General features: G+C 43.1%; 17 protein-coding genes and 3 pseudogenes. 12 read left to right on the plus strand and 8 right to left on the minus strand.

The genetic code is table 11. From position 1 onward, the window contains the following. Positions 1-49: 49 nt before the first annotated feature. Positions 50-1,057, minus strand: coding sequence for a hydroxyacid dehydrogenase (locus ACLFKQ_RS12910; RefSeq protein ID WP_449000192.1), 1,008 nt, complete (start codon positions 1,055-1,057; stop codon positions 50-52). Between the two features lie 337 nt (positions 1,058-1,394). Here ACLFKQ_RS12910 and wrbA point away from each other — a divergent pair, with 337 nt between their 5' ends. After that, entirely contained in the window at positions 1,395-2,030 is a 636-nt protein-coding gene (gene wrbA, locus ACLFKQ_RS12915) for an NAD(P)H:quinone oxidoreductase (RefSeq protein ID WP_449000193.1), read from the plus strand. Positions 2,031-2,255: 225 nt separating this feature from the next. On the opposite strand, the gene ACLFKQ_RS12920 is transcribed toward wrbA, so the two are convergent. Together ACLFKQ_RS12920 and ACLFKQ_RS12925 are read right to left on the minus strand one after the other, a co-directional pair. Further along, on the minus strand, positions 2,256-2,618 hold the full coding sequence (locus ACLFKQ_RS12920) for a HesB/IscA family protein (RefSeq protein WP_449000194.1): 363 nt from the start codon (positions 2,616-2,618) through the stop codon (positions 2,256-2,258). 253 nt (positions 2,619-2,871) lie between these two features. Continuing rightward, positions 2,872-3,207, minus strand: a complete 336-nt coding sequence (locus tag ACLFKQ_RS12925) for a hypothetical protein (RefSeq protein ID WP_449000195.1) — start codon at positions 3,205-3,207, stop codon at positions 2,872-2,874. A gap of 637 nt (positions 3,208-3,844) precedes the next feature. Between ACLFKQ_RS12925 and ACLFKQ_RS12930 the strand changes: the two genes are divergently transcribed. After that, positions 3,845-4,234 (plus strand): alr0857 family protein, encoded by a 390-nt coding sequence (locus tag ACLFKQ_RS12930; protein ID WP_449000196.1) that lies wholly within the window; start codon positions 3,845-3,847, stop codon positions 4,232-4,234. Positions 4,235-4,239: 5 nt separating this feature from the next. Next, positions 4,240-4,434: a hypothetical protein gene (locus ACLFKQ_RS12935; RefSeq protein WP_449000361.1), complete on the plus strand. Its 195-nt coding sequence runs from the start codon at positions 4,240-4,242 to the stop codon at positions 4,432-4,434. Here ACLFKQ_RS12935 and ACLFKQ_RS12940 read toward each other — a convergent pair. Then, positions 4,394-5,269: pseudogene (locus ACLFKQ_RS12940) on the minus strand (IS982 family transposase). The gene ACLFKQ_RS12935 and the pseudogene ACLFKQ_RS12940 overlap by 41 nt on opposite strands. A gap of 451 nt (positions 5,270-5,720) precedes the next feature. On the opposite strand from ACLFKQ_RS12940, the gene ACLFKQ_RS12945 reads away from it, so the two are divergent. From ACLFKQ_RS12945 to ACLFKQ_RS12965, 5 genes are all read left to right on the plus strand, one after another. Further along, positions 5,721-7,268: a ferredoxin--nitrite reductase gene (locus ACLFKQ_RS12945; RefSeq protein WP_449000197.1), complete on the plus strand. Its 1,548-nt coding sequence runs from the start codon at positions 5,721-5,723 to the stop codon at positions 7,266-7,268. Positions 7,269-7,693: 425 nt separating this feature from the next. Then, the gene (locus tag ACLFKQ_RS12950; RefSeq protein WP_449000198.1) at positions 7,694-9,256 is read left to right on the plus strand and encodes an MFS transporter; all 1,563 of its coding nucleotides are present in this window, start codon (positions 7,694-7,696) and stop codon (positions 9,254-9,256) included. 404 nt (positions 9,257-9,660) lie between these two features. Then, positions 9,661-11,952: a molybdopterin oxidoreductase family protein gene (locus ACLFKQ_RS12955; protein ID WP_449000199.1), complete on the plus strand. Its 2,292-nt coding sequence runs from the start codon at positions 9,661-9,663 to the stop codon at positions 11,950-11,952. 23 nt (positions 11,953-11,975) lie between these two features. After that, the gene (locus tag ACLFKQ_RS12960) at positions 11,976-12,455 is read left to right on the plus strand and encodes a nitrate reductase associated protein (RefSeq protein WP_449000200.1); all 480 of its coding nucleotides are present in this window, start codon (positions 11,976-11,978) and stop codon (positions 12,453-12,455) included. A gap of 244 nt (positions 12,456-12,699) precedes the next feature. Next, positions 12,700-14,847: a polyribonucleotide nucleotidyltransferase gene (locus ACLFKQ_RS12965; protein WP_449000201.1), complete on the plus strand. Its 2,148-nt coding sequence runs from the start codon at positions 12,700-12,702 to the stop codon at positions 14,845-14,847. Here ACLFKQ_RS12965 and ACLFKQ_RS12970 read toward each other — a convergent pair. Next, a complete protein-coding gene (locus ACLFKQ_RS12970) occupies positions 14,831-15,043 on the minus strand; it encodes a hypothetical protein (RefSeq protein ID WP_449000202.1) in 213 nt (70 codons plus the stop codon). The genes ACLFKQ_RS12965 and ACLFKQ_RS12970 overlap by 17 nt on opposite strands. 29 nt (positions 15,044-15,072) lie before the next feature. On the opposite strand from ACLFKQ_RS12970, the gene menB reads away from it, so the two are divergent. Together menB and ACLFKQ_RS12980 are read left to right on the plus strand one after the other, a co-directional pair. After that, positions 15,073-15,906 (plus strand): 1,4-dihydroxy-2-naphthoyl-CoA synthase, encoded by an 834-nt coding sequence (gene menB / locus ACLFKQ_RS12975; protein WP_449000203.1) that lies wholly within the window; start codon positions 15,073-15,075, stop codon positions 15,904-15,906. A 98-nt stretch (positions 15,907-16,004) separates the two neighbouring features. Further along, positions 16,005-16,699, plus strand: a pseudogene (locus tag ACLFKQ_RS12980) (IS1634 family transposase); the annotation flags it as partial. A gap of 106 nt (positions 16,700-16,805) precedes the next feature. Here ACLFKQ_RS12980 and ACLFKQ_RS12985 read toward each other — a convergent pair. The 3 genes from ACLFKQ_RS12985 to ACLFKQ_RS12995 all read right to left on the minus strand — a co-directional run bounded on the left by ACLFKQ_RS12985 (position 16,806) and on the right by ACLFKQ_RS12995 (position 19,468). Beyond that, entirely contained in the window at positions 16,806-18,308 is a 1,503-nt protein-coding gene (locus ACLFKQ_RS12985) for a TrkH family potassium uptake protein (protein WP_449000204.1), read from the minus strand. A 75-nt stretch (positions 18,309-18,383) separates the two neighbouring features. Next, on the minus strand, positions 18,384-19,043 hold the full coding sequence (locus ACLFKQ_RS12990; protein ID WP_449000205.1) for an NAD-binding protein: 660 nt from the start codon (positions 19,041-19,043) through the stop codon (positions 18,384-18,386). Between the two features lie 17 nt (positions 19,044-19,060). Beyond that, complete coding sequence (locus ACLFKQ_RS12995; RefSeq protein ID WP_449000206.1) at positions 19,061-19,468, minus strand: NAD-binding protein; 408 nt, start codon at positions 19,466-19,468, stop codon at positions 19,061-19,063. Positions 19,469-19,815: 347 nt separating this feature from the next. Between ACLFKQ_RS12995 and ACLFKQ_RS13000 the strand changes: the two are divergent. Together ACLFKQ_RS13000 and ACLFKQ_RS13005 are read left to right on the plus strand one after the other, a co-directional pair. Next, positions 19,816-20,658: pseudogene (locus ACLFKQ_RS13000) on the plus strand (cation:proton antiporter domain-containing protein); the annotation flags it as partial. 210 nt (positions 20,659-20,868) lie between these two features. Continuing rightward, positions 20,869-21,396 carry a hypothetical protein gene (locus ACLFKQ_RS13005; protein ID WP_449000207.1) on the plus strand — a complete coding sequence of 176 codons (528 nt, stop codon included), beginning with the start codon at positions 20,869-20,871 and terminating at the stop codon, positions 21,394-21,396. Positions 21,397-21,465: the final 69 nt, after the last annotated feature.

A 21,465-nucleotide genomic window follows, 5' to 3' on the forward strand; every position in this document is an offset into this window, starting at 1 on the left:
TAAACTACGTTTCTACTATTTTTTATTTTCGGAGAGTGACAGAAGAGGGTTAATTGCCAACTACAACTGCTTGCGGTTGACCTTTAATAAAACCGTGAATATTTGCCACGGTGGTATCGGCGATGCGTTGGACTGCCTCGCGAGTATTAAAAGCACTGTGGGGCGTGATAATTACATTGCGCAGGCGTAGCAGTACGTGGTCGGCGAGTAAAGTATCTAAGTTATGCCGCTTACTATATACCGAGCGCAATAACTCTGCTTCTTCTCGCATCGTCGGCTCTTCAGGCAATACATCTAGACCTGCTGCTGCTACCTTTTCTTCTGCTAGAGCCCTTAGCAAAGCGCGAGTATCGACGATAGTTCCCCGAGAAGTATTAATTAATACTACTCCGTCTTTCATCTGCTCGAACTGTTCGGTAGAAATAAAATTTTCGGTTTTGGGATTGGCGGGAAGATGTAGGGTAATAATATCGGCAGTTGCCAACACTTCTTCTAAAGGTGCATAGTGAAAGCCCAGTTTATTGGCTAAATCTTCTTTAGGTTTGATGTCAAAAGCAACTGTTTTCATCCGAAAGCCATTGGCAATTTCGATAACGCACAAACCAATATTACCCGTACCGATAACTCCCAAAGTTTTACCCCGCAGATCGAATCCCTGTAGTCCTTGAAGAGAAAAATCCCCCTTGCGAGTGCGTTCGGTAGCTTCAATCAACCTGTGACTAATGGCAAGCAACAGTCCGAATATGTGTTCGGCAACGGTATTTTCACCGTAAGTAGGAACATTACACACTTTGATATCATGTTCTTGACAGTAATCGCTGTCAATGTGATCGAAACCAGTCGAGCGCGTAGCAATTAGTCTGAGATTTGGTAGTTGTTCTAGTACTGGAGTGTGAAGATCGGAGTAAATAAAAGTAGAAATAATTTCTGCACCACCATACTGACTGGCATTATTAGCGGTCAAAGGATAATCGACATATTCTATTTCGTGTTCGCCACTCAAGCGATCGAATGTTTGGCGTTCCCAGGGTTCGACATTAAAAATTACGATTTTCATGGTGTTTACCTAGTTATGGATCTAAATAGTTGAACTAATTTACTTAACGGATAATTGAAAACCAAGTTAGTTTGTAGGTCGAAAAAATTTTTTTAACATCTATATATACTGGGTAATGACTGATTGGAGATGAGATCGCTTGGCTGAGTACATAGCCTTATTAGCTGTTGCATTCCACGGAAAAGCCAATCTACCTAGCTAATAGAAATTCTCTTGACTATTTTCTCTTCAAACTTAACCAAGTCGATCGCAGAGAATCTTCTATCTTGAGAAGGAAGAGCCGTTTTCCATAGTCAAATATGTTAGAAAACGTACAAAATTCTTCCATTTAATTAACATGGCAGTCGAAAACTCTGTAAAAATCTTAGTTGTTTATTACTCCTTATACGGTCACACCTTGCAACTAGCAAAGGCTGTGGCAGAAGGAGCAGAATCTGTTTCCAACGTAGAAGTCATGTTTCGCCGCGTGGAAGAATTTGAAATAGTCAAACAGAAGGCAATCGAAGCTAACGATGCTGCTCAGCAAATTTGGGAACAGCAGCAAGATATCCCTGTCTGTTCTCTTGATGATTTACGCGCTGCTAACGGTGTAATTTTTGGAAGTCCGACTCGCTTTGGCAATATGGCTGCTCAAATCAAGCAGTTGTTTGATTCAATGACCAAGCTTTGGCTCAATGGTGAGATGGAAGGCAAGCCCGCCGGTGTATTCACTTCAACTGCAAGTACTCACGGCGGACAAGAAACTACCCTATTGACTATGATGGTTCCTCTGCTGCACTTAGGTATGCTCGTTATGGGGGTCCCCTATTCTGTTAGGGGCATGATTCATACAGAGGCACGAGGCGGAACTCCCTATGGACCGACGACAATCGCTGGGGGTCAAGGAGAATTGCAGCCCAAACCAGAGGACTTAGAAATTGCCAAAGCGTTAGGCAAACGAGTATCTGAAGTTGCGCTAAAACTTCAAAAATAACACTAAATGAGAAATTTGGGATGAGGTGTGTCAACACTTAAAGTTTTAATTGGATGCATTAATAATTTGCCGATGCAAGTTGAAGCTACACGGGATAATTCATCAAGAAATGTCTAAACGACATCGAGTTTCCGTGCTTAAAACTTCTCAATAATCGCAAAAATTGAGGCAAGTTAAGAAATGCAGCTTGCCTCAATTTGTTTATCGTGCTCTTGTATATCAGTCTTATACTCCAAAAGACTTTCCACAACCGCAGGTTTGAGCGGCATTGGGATTAGTAAACTGAAAGCCACCGCCAATCATTGCATTGCTGTAGTCGAGAACCAAACCATAGAGATACAAAATACTTTTAGGATCGCAGACGATTTTAAATCCGTCTTCATAATCAAACACTTCGTCGTTATCGCGAATCTTACCTGATTCTTCAAAATCCATCATATAAGACATTCCCGAACAACCTCCTTGGCGAACTCCTACTCGCAAGTAAAGTTCTTTACTACCCTGTTGTTCTTGGAGCATTTTGATATGCTTGAGGGCGTTATCGGTCAATTGAATGCCTTTGGAAGGGGTCTTAGTTGCTTCTACCATGTATATTTTTGCTGGAGCTTACGATTACAACAGTTTTTAAAATCGAGGCAACATACCAAAAGATATTAGTGCCTGCTTTTTTAATGATAGCGAGTCAAAAAAAAATCGTTGGTAAACCGAAATTTTTAAGTAAAGTAACAAAATAAAACGACCTATTTATTTGTTACTTAAGAGCTAGCTCGGCTCTTTTCTAAAACCAAACCATTAGTATCCGCCCGATTCAACTTCCGGGCGGTACGAGCTTGAATGAGAGTTATTCAGTCACGCTATCTACACTTAAGGGAACTAAATCTCCGTAAATGGTAAATCCTAGCAACATAGGTTCGTTTTCTTGAATTAGTTTCCCTGTGAGGGCACAACTTTCATCCTTTCTGGCGGTGGCATCGATAGTAGCGCGAATATCAGAACGAGCAAATTGGGGGCGATAGTCACCAGATTTCTGATGAACGTAGTTCCACAGAATATCTCGAATTAATGCTTGATAACCTTGATTACCAGATAATTCTTTAAGCTTATCTTTAAGACTGCGCTCTAATCGAATGCTGGTAACTTCCATTTCGGTTGTAGATGTGCGAGTTAGGGTTCGCATTTTTTTTCCTCTAAAATACTAGACATATAGCGTGCTATACATTGTATTATACAAAAGTGAATTTTGAACACTATTTAAAGCTATTAGGCAGAAATTGTAATACTTCTTTACAAATTAGATATACTATGATGTATTAATCAAGTGTTATAAACAGTTACATTTGAGTGTTCTTTCCAAGGAACAGATTTAGTAGCAGCAAACCATTATAGCCGCTCAATCACGCTTAAAACTTAAATAACTCAGTCTTCTTTACACATTAAACACAAAAACTGCATATTCTTCACGATCAAATCATAAAAAAAAGCAGAATTTGGAGTGAAAATACTTAGTAGACAAGTTTAACTTAATGTTGAAACATTGAGAACCTCAACTAAAAATTTATAACTAGAGATAGAGAGCGTTACTAAGCATTGATTAATTGAAAATGCAGAGTCGATAGGAACCAAGCTAAATCGTGGTCATCGCCCTTAGCTAGGATTTCGGTCATTTATTTCGCTCGAAAAATCTCTATAAGTGATGAATATCAATGCCAACACCTAAGAAATAGAGAACATTGTAACTAGAGACTAAATTTTTTTTGTTTGACGACAGCAGAAAACTAATTCATTTTCAAATTAAATTAATAAATAGGGTTAAGATGCTAAAGACTACATATACAGAAAACGGCTGCTATTTAGATTACTTAAATCTATCTTTGTCTGAATGGCTAAATATCAGATATTTAGTTTATTTTCGGGCTAATGCTAGCATTTATGTCAAACAAGAAGCGACTGGATCTATATTGCTTCCTAACAACTCATTTACTCTCGATCTTCTTCGAGAGTTACAAACTGAAACAGAGAAAATTGTTCACATTACGGTTTGCGACCGAGAGTTTATCGAAGTTGGTTTGAAAGGTATCTGGATAGCAAGTAACGAAAATAGCCAAGAAGGAATATTGGTTTGTGCCTTAGGCGGTTACATTGAAAGTTGTCTGTATCAGATTTGGCAAGAATCTCAAATTGGAGTTTCGGTACTTGGTGAATAATACTATTGACGGCTAAAATTTCAATTTTTCAGATATATGTTATCTGTTTGTCTATCTTCGTGGGCTTAATTGTATTCGCAATTCATATTGGTGCTAATGTCGGTCTGGCAATTGCTCTGGTCGTACCCCAAGTACATTCTACAGTAACCTCAGTTCGGGTTAAGCAGATTGAGGTAAAAGCCAGTCTAGGCGAAGACTAGGTTTTTTGGGTTGATGGCAATAAGCAATCAATCCGCAGAGAAGATTTACGCAGAAGTTAACAGGCGCTCGATGGCCAGAGTGTTCAATCTGTGAGATATTTTTCAGTTGGTCATTAATAGTTTCAATAATCGATCGCTGACGAGATAACAGCTTGTCATGAAGAGGCATTAGCTTATTGTTCATATTGCGACGGTGGTTTAGCAAAGAATTGAATGTCGAACTCTTCGAGCAATTGAGTAGCCAGCTTTTGAGAGACATAACCTCGGTCGGCAAAAATTTTGCCAAAAAGACCTTGAAGCAGTTTCGGAACTGGGCGACGGTCATCGACGTTTCCAGGAGTAAGATTGACATTCAATAGTTGACCAAATTCATTGACTACCAGATGAAGCTTAAAGCCAACAAACCAATCGACAGAGATTTTACCACGAGCGGCTATCAAAGACTTTGTGGCGTTTAATTCGACGGTTGTGACCAACTTTGAGACTCGTTGAGTCAATAAAACCAATTCCTGTACAGCTAACATAACAATGTTGAAGATAGACACATCAAGGAATTAAAGTTGAAGGAATCCATAAGGGCGAATCTTTGATAACTAGGAAGCTTGGGGAAAGCTGAATGCCAGTATTTTTTGAGACGCTCGAGATAGAAATGCTTAAAATTTCGAGAATGATTCTGATGAAAAGCGATTAAAATTGTCATAATTTCGCTTAAACAGAGGCTTTTGGTTCTAAATCGCTTAATTACTCCATGATGTAGTAGTTTACTTTGCCATTGCGCTTCAAAACCGAGACAAAAATCATCTACATCACAGAATAGAGAGTCTAGACTAAACATAAGGGCAGATTGGCTGAAAATTAGGTTATCTTCAGCTTACTATCTGTCCTTTTTCTTATCCCGAACTCAGGTTAATCTAGCTCAGTAAGTCAAAGGTAAAAAGTAATGATAGTTGTTCTCTTCTACTGCTGATAGTTCCCGAGATCGAGATAACTGACATAGGACTCGGTTGACTTAAAAATTTATTGCATAAACTTAATGCGATAAGCGCATATCCAGCGGCAGAATAATTTACTTTTTCTAAATTTTGGTAGCAAGATATACAAAAACTCTGGCTCTATCCCAAATTAAATAAACAATAACGAGTTGACTGAGTTTTGTCCTCTCGCTAGATAAACATTTTTTAGATTTAAATTGCCAAGACATTAATCGTGGGTTATTTGCTCGTCAAAAACCAGAAGGAACGAGTGTTTAGCGTCAACAGCCAAGATTAGATAAGGAGAAATAACCGATGGTAGGAACTGCCAAACCAACCAAACTAAATAAATTCGAGAAATTCAAAGCCGAAAAAGATGGATTAGCAGTTAAAGATGAATTAACCAAATTTGCCGAACTCGGTTGGCAAGCGATCGATAAAACCGATCTTGAACACCGTCTGAAGTGGTTGGGAGTTTTCTATCGTCCCGTAACCCCAGGTAAATTCATGCTGCGGATGCGTACTCCTAATGGTATAGTTACCAGCGAACAAATGAAAGCCTACGGTGAAATCGTGCAGCGTTATGGAGAAGATAGCAGTGCCGATATTACCACCAGACAAAATATCCAGTTAAGAGGTATTCGTTTAGAAGATATCCCAGATATTTTCAAACGTTTTGAAGCGTTAGGACTGACTAGCATTCAATCGGGAATGGATAATGTCCGCAACCTTACCGGTTCGCCTATGGCAGGGATCGATCCCGAAGAACCGATCGATACTCGCGAACTAGTGCAAAAAACCCAGGACATGATTACCAATAATGGTAAGGGAAACTATGAGTTTACCAATCTACCCCGTAAATTTAACATTGCTATCGAAGGAGGTAGAGATAATTCCGTACACGCCGAAATTAACGATATCGCTTTCGTTCCCGCCTATCGAGAAGGTGAGTTGGGTTTTAACGTTTTAGTCGGTGGCTTTTTCTCTGCCAAACGCTGCGAAGCAGCTATTCCTCTCAACGCTTGGGTTGGAGTAAACGATGATGTGGTAGAATTATCTCGTGCTATTTTAACCGTATATCGCGATCGCGGTAGCCGTGCCAATCGTCAGAAATCGCGAATGATGTGGTTAATTGAAGAAATAGGTTTAGATGAATTTCGTTCTCTAGTAGAGGCTGAGTTTGGCAAGCCATTGGCAACTGCAACTGAAGAAGATTTAATCGACTGGGATAAGCGAGATCGTTTGGGTGTATTTCCTCAAAAGCAACCTGGTTTGAACTACGTAGGAATGCACGTACCTGCTGGCAGATTACAAGCATCAGATTTATTCGATATAGCGCGGTTGGCTGAAGTTTATGGTAGTGGAGAAATTCGCCTCACTGTAGAACAAAATTTTCTAATTCCCCATATCCCCGACGAAAATCTCGATGCTTTTTTAGCCGAATCCCTACTGCAAAAATTTACTCTCGAACCACCACCTTTAGAAAGATCGCTAGTTTCTTGTACGGGAGCGCGTTTTTGTAATTTTGCTCTGGTAGAAACCAAACAGCGAGCACTAGCTCTAGCAAGAGAATTGGACGGCGAATTAGAAGTACCCGATAAGGTTAGAATTCACTGGACTGGATGCCCTAATTCCTGCGGACAACCCCAAGTAGCCGATATTGGCTTAATGGGTACTAAAGTCCGGAAAGATGGACAAACGGTTGAAGGGGTAGATTTGTACATGGGTGGCAAAGTAGGTAAAGATGCCAAACTGGGAAGTTGTGTTCGCAAAGGGATTGCCTGTGATGAACTCAAACCAGTGTTAAAGGAAATTTTGATTAGCCAATTTGGTGCTAAACCCAAGCAGGATCAATCGGTATAGTTTGAGTTGGTTTATTCCGACATAAGTAACTTGAGGCAATTTTTATATGACTTCATTCGGGACTGGAGATTGAATTCTCTGGTCTTTTTTTGTGGCGATCGCCAAACAGTCTCAAAAACTAAAAATACTTTTATTGCAATTATTATATGCAAAAAAATCATAATTATAGTGGTTTTACCAAACTTTAGTAGCGAAATATACGAAAGAACCCTAACAACAATGTGAATCTATACCAGCAGAGAAATTCACATTTGTTTCGCATAAAATCAATAGTTTTTGTAGAGCCAAATAAGTTCTCTGATTTAAAAATTTATTAGCTCTTACCTCTAAAGCAACTTAAGAAAAAAAGTTTTTTTGAGGCTTGAGTTTACTTAAATAAATTTTACTCGCTGTAAATTTAGAACTTAAAGAAAGGAAGGTGAAAAATGCTCGGTGAAATGTGGCAATTCCGGGGTAGGTATAAGATTCTACATATGACCTGGTTTGCATTCTTTTTGTCTTTTGTCGTCTGGTTTAACTTAGCTCCCTTGGCAACCACGATCGCAGCCGATCTAGGCTTAGAAGTAAGCCAAATTAGAACCCTGGCTATTTGTAATGTTGCCCTGACAGTTCCCGCGCGTATTATTATCGGGATGGTTTTAGACAGATATGGTCCGAGACTTACCTATTCAGCTTTATTGATTTATGCAGCAATTCCCTGTTTGTTGTTTGCTGCAGCTCAAGACTTTAGCCAATTGGTAATCGCTCGCTTGTTAATGGGTATTGTCGGTGCTGGATTTGTGATTGGCATTCGCATGGTAGCTGAGTGGTTTCCACCTAAAGAAATTGGTTTGGCAGAAGGTATTTACGGCGGTTGGGGGAACTTTGGCTCGGCATTTTCCGCTTTCACTCTAGCTACAGTAGGTGCATGGTTTTCTTTTGGTGCAGTCAATCCCGTAACCAACGAAGCAGTAATTAATTGGCGTGGGGCGATCGCTCTAACCGGCATCGTAGCGGCTGCCTATGGTGTTTTCTACTTCTTTAACGCAGAAGATACCCCTCCAGGTAAAGTTTACAAACGACCCAAAAAGACTAGAGGACTTGAAGTAACTACCAAAAAAGACTTTTGGTTTTTAATGTTAATGAATGTACCTCTAACCGGTATTTTAATGGTGCTGGCTTGGCGTTTGACCAAAGTGGGATTGTACGGCACCAGTACCATGTTTATCGTTTGGCTATGTTTGCTCGGTCTATATGCCTTTCAGGCATATAACTGCTGGAACGTTAACCGAGAATTATTAAACGGTACCAAACGCTATCCCCCTAAAGACCGCTATAATTTCTCTCAAGTAGCAATGCTCGAACTTACCTACATTGTTAACTTTGGTTCGGAATTGGCTGTAGTCTCGATGCTTCCCGATTTCTTTGAAGGCACTTTTTCTCTGACTCCCGCTCAAGCAGGAATGATTGCTTCTAGCTATGCCTTTATGAACCTGGTGGCTCGTCCCGGTGGTGGTCTAATTTCAGATAAATTAGGCAGTCGCAAACTAACTATGGGGGTGCTTACCGGTTGTATGGGGATTGGCTACCTGCTCTTAGGCACGGTTAATAGTACTTGGTTTATTCCCGCAGCGGTAATCTTGACCATGGCTTGTTCGTTCTTCGTGCAGGCTGGTGAAGGTTCTACTTTTGCGATCGTACCTTTAATTAAGCGTCGCGTGACGGGACAGATCGCTGGTAATGTCGGTGCTTATGGTAACGTTGGTGCAGTGGCATACCTAACGATATTTAGTTTGTTGCCTACCTGGTTAGGTGGCGGTGCCGAACCATCGGCAGCAGTTATCGCCGCATCAAACCGGCTCTTTTTCCAAATTATGGGAACAGCAGCTTTAATCGTTGCAGCTCTCTGTTTTGTAGTTCTTAAAGAACCTCAAGGTTCGTTTGCCGAACATCATGCTGATGAAGAGGAACTTCCGCGTTCTCGAATGGAAACAGAAATCAAGATCTAAAGTCTAGTTGGCTACTAGCGTTCCCAATAATCGCAGCAACATCCTCTACTAATGTTGCCGTTCGACTTGAAGAGCTAGGAGTGAAAACTAGGATAAATTTAGCAGAGACCACTTTTCAGCTCTTCTTTGAGTTCTAATTAGCTGGCAATTATCGATTTAAGTTAAAGCCAACTTAAAACCTATGGTCGAAAGTCAGAGCGATTGCAATTTCTTTGACTTTTGACCTTTAAATTTTTATTTATTGAAACAATAAATAAGTTTAATCTGCGATCGAGCTGAAAAGTAGAATTTTTAACAGTAATCCCTCGCCAAATTTAGCTATAAATAATAAAAATAAAAATATCTAGTTAAAAAAATAAATTTTTTAATAAATAGAAAAAACACTCAATTGGGAGAAAAGCGACGTGACCGAACCAACCAAAACCTTATGTCCTTATTGCGGGGTTGGCTGTGGCTTAGAAGTACTACCTCCAGCCCAGCCAGGAAAATCGATTAATCGAGACAGTCAGGGAAATCCCCTGTGGCAGGTTAGGGGCGATCGCTCTCATCCATCTAGTAAAGGCAAAATTTGTGTCAAAGGAGGTACGGTTGCCGAATCTCTTGATAAAGAACGACTCAAATATCCCCTAATCCGAGATTCGTTAGATAAACCCTTTCATCGCGTCAGTTGGGATGAAGCACTAGAAAAAATCGTGGCTCGCATTAAAGAAGTTCGAGCCACTAGAGGCGTGGATGCCATTTGTATGTATGGGTCGGGACAGTTTCAAACTGAAGACTATTACGTCGCCCAAAAATTACTTAAAGGCTGTCTGGGAACTAACAACTTTGATGCTAATTCTCGTCTTTGTATGTCTTCTGCCGTAGCGGGATATATTCAAAGCTTTGGCTCTGACGGACCCCCCTGTTGTTATGACGATATCGATTTAACCGATTGTGCCTTTTTAATCGGTACTAATACTGCCGATTGCCATCCCATCGTTTTCAATCGCTTGCGACTCCATCACAAAAAAAACCGTAAGGTAAAAATGATTGTAGTCGATCCCCGTCAGACCAAAACCGCTAAAGCAGCAGACTTACATTTAGCAATTAAACCGGGCACAGACATCGATTTGTTAAACGGCATCGCTCATCTCTTACTGCGCTGGGGCGAATTAGACACTCTGTTCATCGACGAATGTACTCAGAACTTCAGCCAATACGTGCAAATAGTTCAAGATTATCCCCCCGAATTAGTAGCACCCCGTTGCGGTATCCGAATCGATCGCCTAGAAGAAGTAGCCCGCTACTGGGCAGAGTCAGAAAGAGTGCTGTCAATGTGGTCGATGGGAGTAAATCAATCTACTCAGGGTACGGCAACAGTCCGCACCATTATCAATTTACACCTCATGACGGGTAACATCGGCAAACCAGGAGCAGGACCATTCTCTCTGACCGGACAACCCAATGCTATGGGAGGCAGAGAAGCCGGAGGACTAGCTCATCTTCTTCCAGGTTATCGGGTGGTGAAAAATCCACAACATCGTGACGAAGTAGAACGTTTGTGGCAACTTCCTGCAGGGAGTATTTCTCCCGTTCCCGGTAAAGATGCCTGGAGTATGATTACTGGTCTAGAAACAGAAGAAGTAGGATTATTGTGGATTGCAGCCACTAATCCTGCAGTAAGTATGCCCGATTTAGTCAGAACCAAAAAAGCGCTGTTAAGATCGCCCTTTACTATTTATCAAGATTGCTACTATCCCACTGAAACCGCAGCCTATGCCCACGTAGTGTTACCTGCGGCGCAGTGGGGCGAAAAGACGGGAACTATGACCAATTCCGAACGAGTAGTTACTTTGTGTCCTCAATTTCGCCAGCGTCCTGGAGTGAGCAAAGCGGACTGGGAAATTTTTGCTGAAGTGGGTCGTCGCTTGGGTTATGTCAGAGAGTTTGACTTTGCCAATGCCGCAGCCGTCTATCAAGAGTTCGTCAGGTTGACTAAAAACCGCCCCTGCGACCAAAGTGGTTTGAGTCATCAGAGATTGGCAACCAGTCCGGTTCAATGGCCTTATCCCGATAATCGGGACGGCGAAACCGAGACAGTAGCAGATAGAGAGCGGGGATTGCTATCTTCTCTGTTTCAAGATAAACGAGAGCGAGATGAGGCTCGAGAATCCAAACGACTTTATACTAATCGAGAATTTCATACTGCCGACAAACGGGCTAAATTCGCTGCCTTTCATTCCCAAGGATTAGCGGAGCCGATAGACGAAACCTATCCCTTGGTATTAACTGTCGGTCGTCTCTACGAACACTGGCATACGATGACTCGTACGGGACGAATTGACAAAATCAATAAAATGCAACCCCAGCCTTTTATCGAAATTCACCCCAAAGATGCGCAAAAATATGGGATTGAAAATGAAGTGTTGGTAGAAGTGCGATCGCGCCGCGGTAAAGCTCGATTTACTGCTAAAATCACCAAAGCGATCGCTCCAGGAACGGTGTTCGTTCCCATGCACTGGGGAGTTTTATGGGCAGATTCGGCAGAAGCCAATAGCCTAACTCATCCCGAAGCTTGTCCGATTTCTCTCCAACCAGAACTAAAAGCTTGTGCGGTCAATTTAGCTCTAATAGATTCCGAGGAACTGGCAAGCGCCGATGACCGGCAAACCATCTCTCAAACTTCATTTACAGAAAAAGAATCTGTATCTGTTTAACCGCTAGCTAATTAACATCAATCGTGACTAATTCCTCTTTCTCTATCTCCAGTCAGCCCCATTTTAAATTTGAAGCCGATTTTATCGAGTCGCTACGCTGTATCCCTATGGTGGTCAGAATGAAACTAGATACCTCTGGTGTCAAACTCAAACTCCATCACTGGAATTTACTCAACGGGGACGAGCGTCAAGCGCTAGTACAAATGCCCTGTGAGACAGCAGCCGAAGCCCAGGGTTATCGCCAATGGTTGCAAACTCTAGTGACTGAAAAGACAGGCAAACCCGCAGGAGAATTATCAATTTCACCCCATCCTCCCTGGCTGAACGCTGCGGCTATTCCGAAGGAAGTTGTGACTAAAGCCCGAGAATTTAACCTCGAGCTAGCACTACAGCAATGGCAAAAATTAACTCCCTTACAACGCTTTGCCTTAATTAAGCTCAGTCGCCCCAGTCACGAAAACAAGAATTTTTTACCTGCCCTCAAAGAATTTAAACTAATTTAAATCGTGCACATAAAACGCTATAAATTTTATAATAAAGCGCGATCGCTCAATGGAGCGTAACATACTCTTGCTCGCTCGCTCGCCGGTTGGATACTCGCTCGTCAATTAACTGTTAATATTCAACCCGAAATCTCACGTCAATTAGGTCTACAATGAGTTTACCTATAAACAAGATATTCAAATTCAGATAATGTTAGGATCGCCACAGAAAAAGAAAGTGAGAGAATAAGGAACAGTAAACTTAATGCAAGAATTCGATAAGTCGATATCCTTTGATGCGAGGGATATTAGGCTCAAAGTAGGTCTGCTCGCTCCACAAGCAGGCGGCTCGGTGCTCATACAGTCGGGAGATACTGCAGTTTTAGTAACTGCAACTAGAGCTCAAGGAAGAGAAGGAATCGATTTTTTACCCCTGATCGTAGATTATGAAGAAAGACAGTATGCCGCAGGACGTATTCCCGGTGGCTACTTGAGACGGGAAGGAAGACCCCCAGAAAAAGCCACCCTGACCAGCCGCTTGATCGATCGCCCCTTGCGTCCCCTATTGCCTAGCTGGTTGCGAGACGATATTCAAATCGTAGCCACGACGCTATCGATGGATGAAGACGTACCGCCAGATGTATTGGCAGTAACGGGAGCTTCAGTGGCAGTATTGCTGGCAGAAATTTCCTTTTTCGGTCCGATGGCAGCGGTGAGAGTCGGTTTAGTTGGGGATGACTTTATTATTAACCCCACGTACAAAGAAATCAAACAAGGAGACCTCGATTTAGTCGTGGCTGGTAGTCCCGATGGGGTAGTAATGGTAGAAGCAGGAGCGAACCAGCTACCAGAACAAGATATTATTGAGGCGATCGAGTTTGGTTACGAAGCCGTACAAGAATTAATTCAGGCTCAAAAAGAGTTGATCGGGGATTTAGGGATTGAAATTGTTACTTCTGAGCCTCCCGAAGAACCAAAAAACTTGGATGAATTTATTCGCGAGCGCGCTACTGAAGAGATCGAACAGGTTCTCTCCCAATACGACCTCGATAAAAACGGTCGCGATGAAGCCTTAGAAGCAATTAAACAAACTAAAATTGAAGCAGCGATCGCAGAATTGCCAGAAGATGACGAAATTGTCTTAGCAATCGCCGAAGATCCCAAAGCGGTAGCTAAATCTTTTAAAGCTCTAACTAAAAAGCTGATGCGCGCTCAAATTCTCGAAGAAGGTGTGAGAGTTGACGGGCGCAAACTAGACCAAGTTAGACCGATTAACTGTAAAGTAGGGCTACTACCCCACCGAGTTCATGGTAGCGGGCTGTTCCAAAGGGGATTGACTCAGGTTCTATCCGTAACTACTCTAGGAACTTCAGGAGATGCCCAGGATGTTGGCGACGATCTTCATCCTCAAGATGAAAAACGCTATCTCCATCACTATAATTTTCCTCCCTATTCGGTAGGAGAAACCAAGCCGATGCGATCGCCGGGACGGAGAGAAATCGGTCACGGAGCTTTGGCAGAACGTGCTCTAATGCCAGTGTTGCCAGCTCAAGAAGATTTTCCTTATGTCTTGCGGGTAGTTTCGGAGGTTTTATCCTCTAATGGTTCGACCTCAATGGGTTCGGTTTGTGGCTCAACGCTCGCTTTAATGGATGCGGGAGTGCCAATTAGCAAACCCGTTAGCGGAGCGGCGATGGGCTTGATCCGAGAAGGTGAGGAAGTCAGAATTTTAACCGACATTCAGGGCATCGAAGACTTTTTAGGGGACATGGACTTTAAAGTTGCAGGTACGGATGCGGGAATTACCGCCCTGCAAATGGATATGAAAGTTACCGGTCTATCATTAGCAACCATTGCCAAAGCGATCGAACAAGCACAACCAGCTCGAATACACATTTTAGAAGAAATGTTAAAAGCGATCGCCTCGCCACGCACGGAACTATCTCCCTATGCACCCCGCTTGTTAACCATGAAGATCGATCCCGATTTAATTGGCATGGTAATCGGACCTTCGGGTAAAACCATCAAAGCCATTACCGAACAAACAGGAGCCAAAATTGATATTGAGGATGACGGTACGGTAGTTATTGCCGCAGTTGAAGCCGAAAAAGCTGAAAAAGCTAGAAAAACGATCTTCAATATCACACGCAAACTGACCGAAGGAGATGTTTACGTCGGTAAAGTCACCAGAATTATCGATATTGGTGCTTTTGTGGAAATTTTGCCCGGAAAAGAAGGTATGATCCATATTTCCCAACTAGCAGAAGGAAGAGTGGGCAAGGTTGAAGATGAGGTAGCCGTGGGCGACGAAATTGTGGTTAAAATACGCGGTTTCGACCAAAAAAATCGTCTCAACTTGACCAGATTGGGCATTCATCCTGAAGAAGCCGCTGCTGCTAGAGCCTCGGTCTAATACCGTCTCTTTTTTGAGCTCGCTCTTCTGGGAGTAGAAGAAATAGAGTGTAGCGATCGGTAAGTGTAGATGTGGAAGATAGAGACGATGAGGATGTAAGTCCGACTTTTCCTCTATCTTCGTTAATTCCTTCCACTCCATGATTCCAGTTTCTATTGTCTCTGGTCTGCTTAATTTTTAATATTTTTAATACCATCCATCAAAATAATTTGTGGTCGTAATTATATGAACATCGAATGGCAAGTTGTCAAAACATATGAGGATATTTTGTATCATAAGTGGAATGGCATCGCCAAAATTACCATGAATCGACCCCACAAGCGCAATGCTTTTCGTCCTCAAACCGTATTTGAAATGTACGATGCTTTTTGTGATGTTCGCGAGGACAATCAAATTGGGGTAGTTTTGCTTACGGGTGCGGGACCACACACCGACGGAAAATATGCTTTTTGTTCTGGTGGCGACCAAAGCGTTAGAGGCGAAGCTGGTTATTTAGACAATCGAGGCGTACCTCGGTTGAATGTTTTAGATTTACAGCGACTGATTCGCTCTCTACCTAAAGTAACTATCGCTTTAGTTGCGGGATATGCTATCGGTGGCGGTCACGTACTCCACGTCATCTGCGATTTAACCATAGCAGCAGATAATGCAATTTTCGGACAAACTGGTCCAAAAGTGGGTAGTTTTGACGGTGGTTTTGGAGCTAGTTATCTCGCTCGTCATGTAGGACAAAAAAAAGCGCGAGAAATTTGGTTTCTCTGTCGTCAATACAATGCTACTGAAGCTTTAGAAATGGGCTTAGTTAACTGCGTCGTTCCCATCGAGCAACTAGAAGCTGAAGGCATCAAATGGGCACAGGAAATTCTTAATAAAAGTCCGATCGCAATTCGCTGTCTCAAAGCCGCTTTTAACGCTGACTGCGACGGACAAGCGGGATTACAAGAACTAGCTGGTAATGCTACTTTACTTTACTACATGACTGAAGAAGGAGCAGAGGGCAAACAGGCATTTCTCGAAAAGCGACCTCCTAACTTTCGTCAGTATCCCTGGCTGCCGTAATTCGCTACGGCAATAGCGCCTGAGTTTGAGACACATCTAGAGCTAAGTTGGACGGCACAGATCGAGCTAACTTACGAAGGTCGTCATTTATCCTTTTATTGATGGAACAATTGTCCGAGGAAGCCTTCGATCGGGCTCAACTAACGGGATACCGATGTGCTTGTGTTTGTAGCACTTATGGTGGCATCAAGCAACGATGGCGGAGCGTCGAAAGTGAAGCTAGAAAAGAAGCCGACCTCAAACACCTCGAAGAAAAAATCCAACAGCATCTCGAGTCAGCCCGAAAGCAACTGAAGCAGTTAGGGAAACAAGACTTCGCTTGCGTTTCTGATGCTTTGGCTGCTGCCGCACAGTTAAACCAAGGGCTGCGCTATCATCAACTAGACCAGATAGAAGTTGTGTCACAGCCTTACTACACTCAGGCGGGAAGACCGCGAAAAGGTCAAGCCCCTGATGGCTATCACTATCGTCTTTAAGGAACTGTGACTCTCAAGTCAGAGGTAGTCGCTCTAGCCCGCAGAAGAGCTGGACGGTTCGTTCTAGCCACCAATATTCTCGAGTCTCAGACACTTAACGAAGAGGAGATGCTCTGTGAGTATAAAGGTCAACAAGGGACCGAGAGAGGCTTCCGTTTTCTCAAGGACCCGATGTTCTTTACCAGTAGCGTCTTTCTCAAGACTCCTGAACGAGTAGCCGCTTTGATGGAGTGCAGCAGATTGTCAACTTGACCCACGAGCATCAAGGGATTCTTCAGTTTCTCGGTGTCCCCTGCCAAAAATATTATTTATTGGTCCGATCGACCTGCGGAATGTGGGCTACAGCTATTCATCCGTACTTGATATTACCTTGGCTTTGGCACAAGCAATATCGGTAATAGTTCGCGATCGCTGCTGTTAACTTTATTTACTAGAAACCATCGACGGCACATCTTTAAACAGTCGAATAATGCCGATAAAAACGGTAAAAAATTCCAAACGTCCGAGAAACATTCCGACAATTTGTACCCAGAGTAAGCCTACGGGGGCATCAGCAGCAGTTACGCCCACAGATAACCCCACAGTACCCAAACTGCTGGCATATTCAAATAAGCTTTCGGGCAGCGAATAGCCGTAAGCGGCGGTAACGATAACTCCAACAGCAAAAAACAGCATATATAAAAACACGAACAAAGCAATAGTTAGTAGTTGACTATTGCCAAAAAAGCGGCGGCGATCGCTCTGCCAATAGCTCGGTTCGGTGATAGTATTTTCAGGCTGCAGCATCCGTTTGACTTCCCACAACAGTCCCCGATAGAGTGCATAGATGCGAAACTGTTTGACTCCCCCTGCCGTTGCTCCCGTACCGCCGCCAATTAGCATCAAGGCAATCAAAATCGTCCAGCCCAAACTACTCCAGTCGCCATAGCCGACAGTGGAAAAACCAGTCGTCGAAAGTGCGGTAATGACTTCAAAGATAGACACCCGAATTGCTTTGCCCAGAGTAGGATAGAGTCTGACAGCAATACCAAAAAAGATAATTAGAGCGCATAAGGGAATAACTAGAGCCTGTAACCTAACCTCACCGTTACGCAATACCGCCTTGAATCTTCCCGTCAGTAATAGATAGCTAGTTAAAAAATTGAGCGTTCCGAGTATCATTAGCACGATGGTAACGGCTTCAACGATGGGTGAATCCCAGTAGCCAATAGAATTGGTGCGAGTAGAAAAACCGCCAGTTGAAAGAGCCGCAAAGGAATGGTTTACCGCATCGAACCAGCCCATTCCCGCCAGCCATAAGGCAATGATACCGACGACTACATAGCCTGAATAGATACTCAAAACCAGTTTCGCCGATCGCCTGACGTTGGGTGCAAGCTGCTCGCTTCTGCCTTCGGCGGAGGTCAACCCCGCTCCTGCCAGCCCTGAGATCGCGCTGAGGGTTACAATCGCCAACCCCCCACCGCCCGCCAGTTCGATGGTGCTGCGGTAGAGTAAAATTAGCCTCGATGCTTGAGTTACATCCACTACCGATAAACCAGTCGTCGTCCAGCCACTAGTGGATTCAAATGCCGCTTGAGTAATATTTAGCCCCTGAATGATAAAAAACGGGATCGTCCCCACCGCGATCGCTACGAGCCAACCCAAGACCACAATTACCGAGCCTTCTTGCAAAGTCAGGCTAACAGTCTGTTTCGGTGCCAACCATCGCCACAACACCAACCCAACTACCGCTAGAATCGCTCCAGGCAGGGCAAAACCCCAAGCGAGATTAAGTTCGTCGGGATAGAAAAACAGTGCCAGCAGGGGCGCGAGAATTACTCCTCCCGCGATCGCCCAAACCAAACCCGTATAGCCGATGATGGCTCGATATCTTTGTCCGAGAAAACTACTGTAGCGGCGAGTTCTTTCAACTGTAACTGACAATTTACGATCGCTCCTGTGTTAGATAACTGAAATGAATATTTGCTATTGGCTATTCGCTACTTCCGCGTAGCGGTTCTACTCTGCACCTAAAATTCTTAGTAGCTGACCGTAATTTTCAGGCTGTCCGACAACTACCAAACGGTCTTTAGCGTTGAGGCGATCGTCGCCACTGGGAACGATGACCTTTCCCTGTCTGAGAATGCAGGCGATTAGGGTTCCCTTGGGTAACTCAATTTCATCGATAGTTTTACCCAAGATTGAGTTGTCTGTTTGTAGGGCAATCTCAGTAACGTTGACTTTACCCTCTGCTATTGGGAGTAAGTTTCTAATCTCTTCCGTACCCGTTTGCTGTTCGATTAAGCTTGCAATAATTTGAGTAGCAGAAAAGGCAATGGTAATGCCTAGTTTTTCAAAAATTGGCTGGTTTTCGGGGTCGTTGACTAAAGCGATTGTACGCGGTACTCCGTACTCTTTTTGAGCTATTTGACAAGCAATTAGGTTGTCCTCATCTTTAGTAGTCAGAGATAAAACTACATCAGCTTGATAGGCACCTGCTTCTGACAGGGTATGGGGGTTGCTGCCTTCGCCGTGGATTACCGTTGCTTTGAGGGTGCGTGATAATGCTGTAGCTTCGGACAAATCTGAATTGATAATCGTCGTCTGATAATTTTTTTCAGCAAACTGCTTGGCTAAAAAATATGCTAGTTTGCTGCCGCCAATTAGAATAATTCTCATGTTTGAAGCTTTGGAATTTAATTAGGAAGATTGGCAATAAAAGCATCGGCAGAAAGCTTAGTCGGACTGATAGTAGCAATGCCAAATTCGCGATAGATGCCCTCTCTGGCAGGATCGAACACTCTGGCTAAGACGATAGAGATTTGAAACACTTGTTTGGCGATTTGCGCCACCATTAAATTGATATTGTCTTTATCGGTAACGGCTAACAGATAGTCAGCTTTGTCAGCTTTAGCACTACGTAAAACTGATAGTTCTGAAGCGTCGCCAGCGATTTGAAAGCCGCTAAATTCGCTGGTCAAATTTTGAAAAGAGCTTTCGTGTGAATCGATGACAACTACGCTGTTACCACCAGCACTCAAACGACAAGCCAAAATCGAACCGAGGCGACCACAACCGACAATGACAATGTATTTGGATGACATGAGAACATTGACTTTTAAATATTGCTATGAATATCAGTAATTTTAAATAGTTTACTGCCTAGATAGTTCAGTCTGATAGAAAAATGTATGGAAATTACCACAAAATTCAGAAAAAGCTATTAGCTAAATGAAGCTTGTTGGCAATAAAACTATTTTTCTTGGGCGCGATCGCCTCAGATTCTAAGTTGGAGCAGCAATTTTTGAGAAAAACGCTGCTATAAGTAAGTTAGAAATAACTTTACCAGAATTATGACCCTCGTTGCCCTATCTTTTACCTTCAGCCCCATAAACGACCCCGTAGCGGTTTTTCTCTCGATTTTGGTAATCATGTTAGTCGCGCCTCTATGTTTATCTTCGTACTGGCTACTTTGTTTGTCGTCTCTTTCGCTGCCAATTTAATTCAAGTCGAACCAATTATCGGCGCATTTTTAGCGGGAATTGCGCTTACCTCTCTAATCCCTCAATTAAGTCCGTTGATGAATCCTATTCAGTTTATCGGCAATACTTTATTCGTGCCATTTTTTCTAATTTCGGTGGGGATGCTGATCGACCCCTTAATTTTAATTCGCGAACCGAAATCTTTACTAATTGCAGGGGTAATGATTATCGCTGAATTGATTGCTAAGTTTTTTGCCGCCTGGGGGTTTGGCAAGTGGCTGGGCTTAAAATTTCCAGGGATTATGGTGATGTTCGGTTTGGCGATCGCTCAGGCAGCTTCTACCCTCGCTGCGGCTACGGTTGCCTATGAAATCGAACTAATCGATCGCACTACAGTTAACGGCATCGTAGCGATGATCTTGTTTACCTGTATTGCTTCCCCTTGGATTACCGAAAAGTGGGGAAGCAATGTTTCGCCCTCAGTCAGCGATAACGGTCAGACCGATACGGCTTGTCTATTGGCACGACGAGTTTTAGTTCCCGTCGCCAACCCTAGCAACGAAAATAATCTGTTAGAGCTTGCCCTAATTCTCTCCAAAGCAGTAAACGGTACTTTACTACCACTGCACGTACTTTGCGATCGCACCGCGCCTGTTACCTCAGAAGCTAGAAGCCAACAGATAAGGTTGCTAGAGGCAGCAGAAGAATTGGCTCACAGTGCTAATGCGGCGGTAGAACCTATCGGCAGAGTGGATGATGCCGTAGAACGAGGCATCGTCCGAACGGCGATCGAGCGTAACGCCAGTATAATTAACGTCAGTTCGGGTTAAGAGCATTAATTGGTTGAGGTAGCTGTAAGCAGGCTGCTACCGCAGCCAGTCCTTTTTCTAAATACAAATAAAAGGACTCGGCGCAAGTGCGCCCTAGATATAAGCTATAAGCTTTTAAGAGATTTATAATGAAGCCTTATCCAAAAATTTCAAGAAAAATCGGATTCTTTAAATTCTTTTCTCACAAGGCTTTTGGCTTATCCTGAACTCAGGTTAATTATCTGCGGTTGGAAAGGTTTTTCTACCTATCAGGAAAAATTTTTTTTTGGTAGCGTCATCGATAACGTGGCGATTAAAGCTATAGTTCCCGTGTTAATCGCTCGTTTTGCCAAACCGATTGCCAATACCGCTAGGGTTTTCCTCGCCGTTACCAAAAAACAGGCTCTATCTCCCGAATTTGAATCGGTAATCAATATGGCTAAAGTGTTAGCCACCGAATTAAAAGCTGGTTTGCAGGTTGCGGTAATTATCAGTAAAAAGCAAGCTCAACTATTAACAGCCCAGCTAGGAGAACTGAGTAGAGATGTCTTTATCGCCCAGTTGCAAGGCAATTTCGTCAGACAAGTCTGTGGTAAAATCCATCGCAACGATTTAGTGATTTTGGCAACCAACACCTCCAACCAAAAAACTCATAGCCGCTCCGCAGTCGGAAGACTAGCCGAAGCAGTCGCCCGCTCCCAAGCAAACACCTCGGTACTGGTGATTCATTTTCCCGATTGAACGGGACTTTGCCCTTGAAGACAGAGGGCAGAAGGCTACTTATTACTCTGCCCGTCCTCGCGTCTCCCA

This window comes from Myxosarcina sp. GI1(2024) (genome assembly GCF_053543375.1).

What these genes read in the sequence shown, in the direction of transcription:
- ACLFKQ_RS12910 (WP_449000192.1), bottom strand. Translation starts at nt 1,057, where the DNA reads ATGAAAATCGTAATTTTTAATGTCGAACCCTGGGAACGCCAAACATTC.
- wrbA (WP_449000193.1), top strand. Translation starts at nt 1,395, where the DNA reads ATGGCAGTCGAAAACTCTGTAAAAATCTTAGTTGTTTATTACTCCTTA.
- ACLFKQ_RS12920 (WP_449000194.1), bottom strand. Translation starts at nt 2,618, where the DNA reads ATGGTAGAAGCAACTAAGACCCCTTCCAAAGGCATTCAATTGACCGAT.
- ACLFKQ_RS12925 (WP_449000195.1), bottom strand. Translation starts at nt 3,207, where the DNA reads ATGCGAACCCTAACTCGCACATCTACAACCGAAATGGAAGTTACCAGC.
- ACLFKQ_RS12930 (WP_449000196.1), top strand. Translation starts at nt 3,845, where the DNA reads ATGCTAAAGACTACATATACAGAAAACGGCTGCTATTTAGATTACTTA.
- ACLFKQ_RS12945 (WP_449000197.1), top strand. Translation starts at nt 5,721, where the DNA reads ATGGTAGGAACTGCCAAACCAACCAAACTAAATAAATTCGAGAAATTC.
- ACLFKQ_RS12950 (WP_449000198.1), top strand. Translation starts at nt 7,694, where the DNA reads ATGCTCGGTGAAATGTGGCAATTCCGGGGTAGGTATAAGATTCTACAT.
- ACLFKQ_RS12965 (WP_449000201.1), top strand. Translation starts at nt 12,700, where the DNA reads ATGCAAGAATTCGATAAGTCGATATCCTTTGATGCGAGGGATATTAGG.
- ACLFKQ_RS12970 (WP_449000202.1), bottom strand. Translation starts at nt 15,043, where the DNA reads ATGGTATTAAAAATATTAAAAATTAAGCAGACCAGAGACAATAGAAAC.
- menB (WP_449000203.1), top strand. Translation starts at nt 15,073, where the DNA reads ATGAACATCGAATGGCAAGTTGTCAAAACATATGAGGATATTTTGTAT.
- ACLFKQ_RS12990 (WP_449000205.1), bottom strand. Translation starts at nt 19,043, where the DNA reads ATGAGAATTATTCTAATTGGCGGCAGCAAACTAGCATATTTTTTAGCC.
- ACLFKQ_RS12995 (WP_449000206.1), bottom strand. Translation starts at nt 19,468, where the DNA reads ATGTCATCCAAATACATTGTCATTGTCGGTTGTGGTCGCCTCGGTTCG.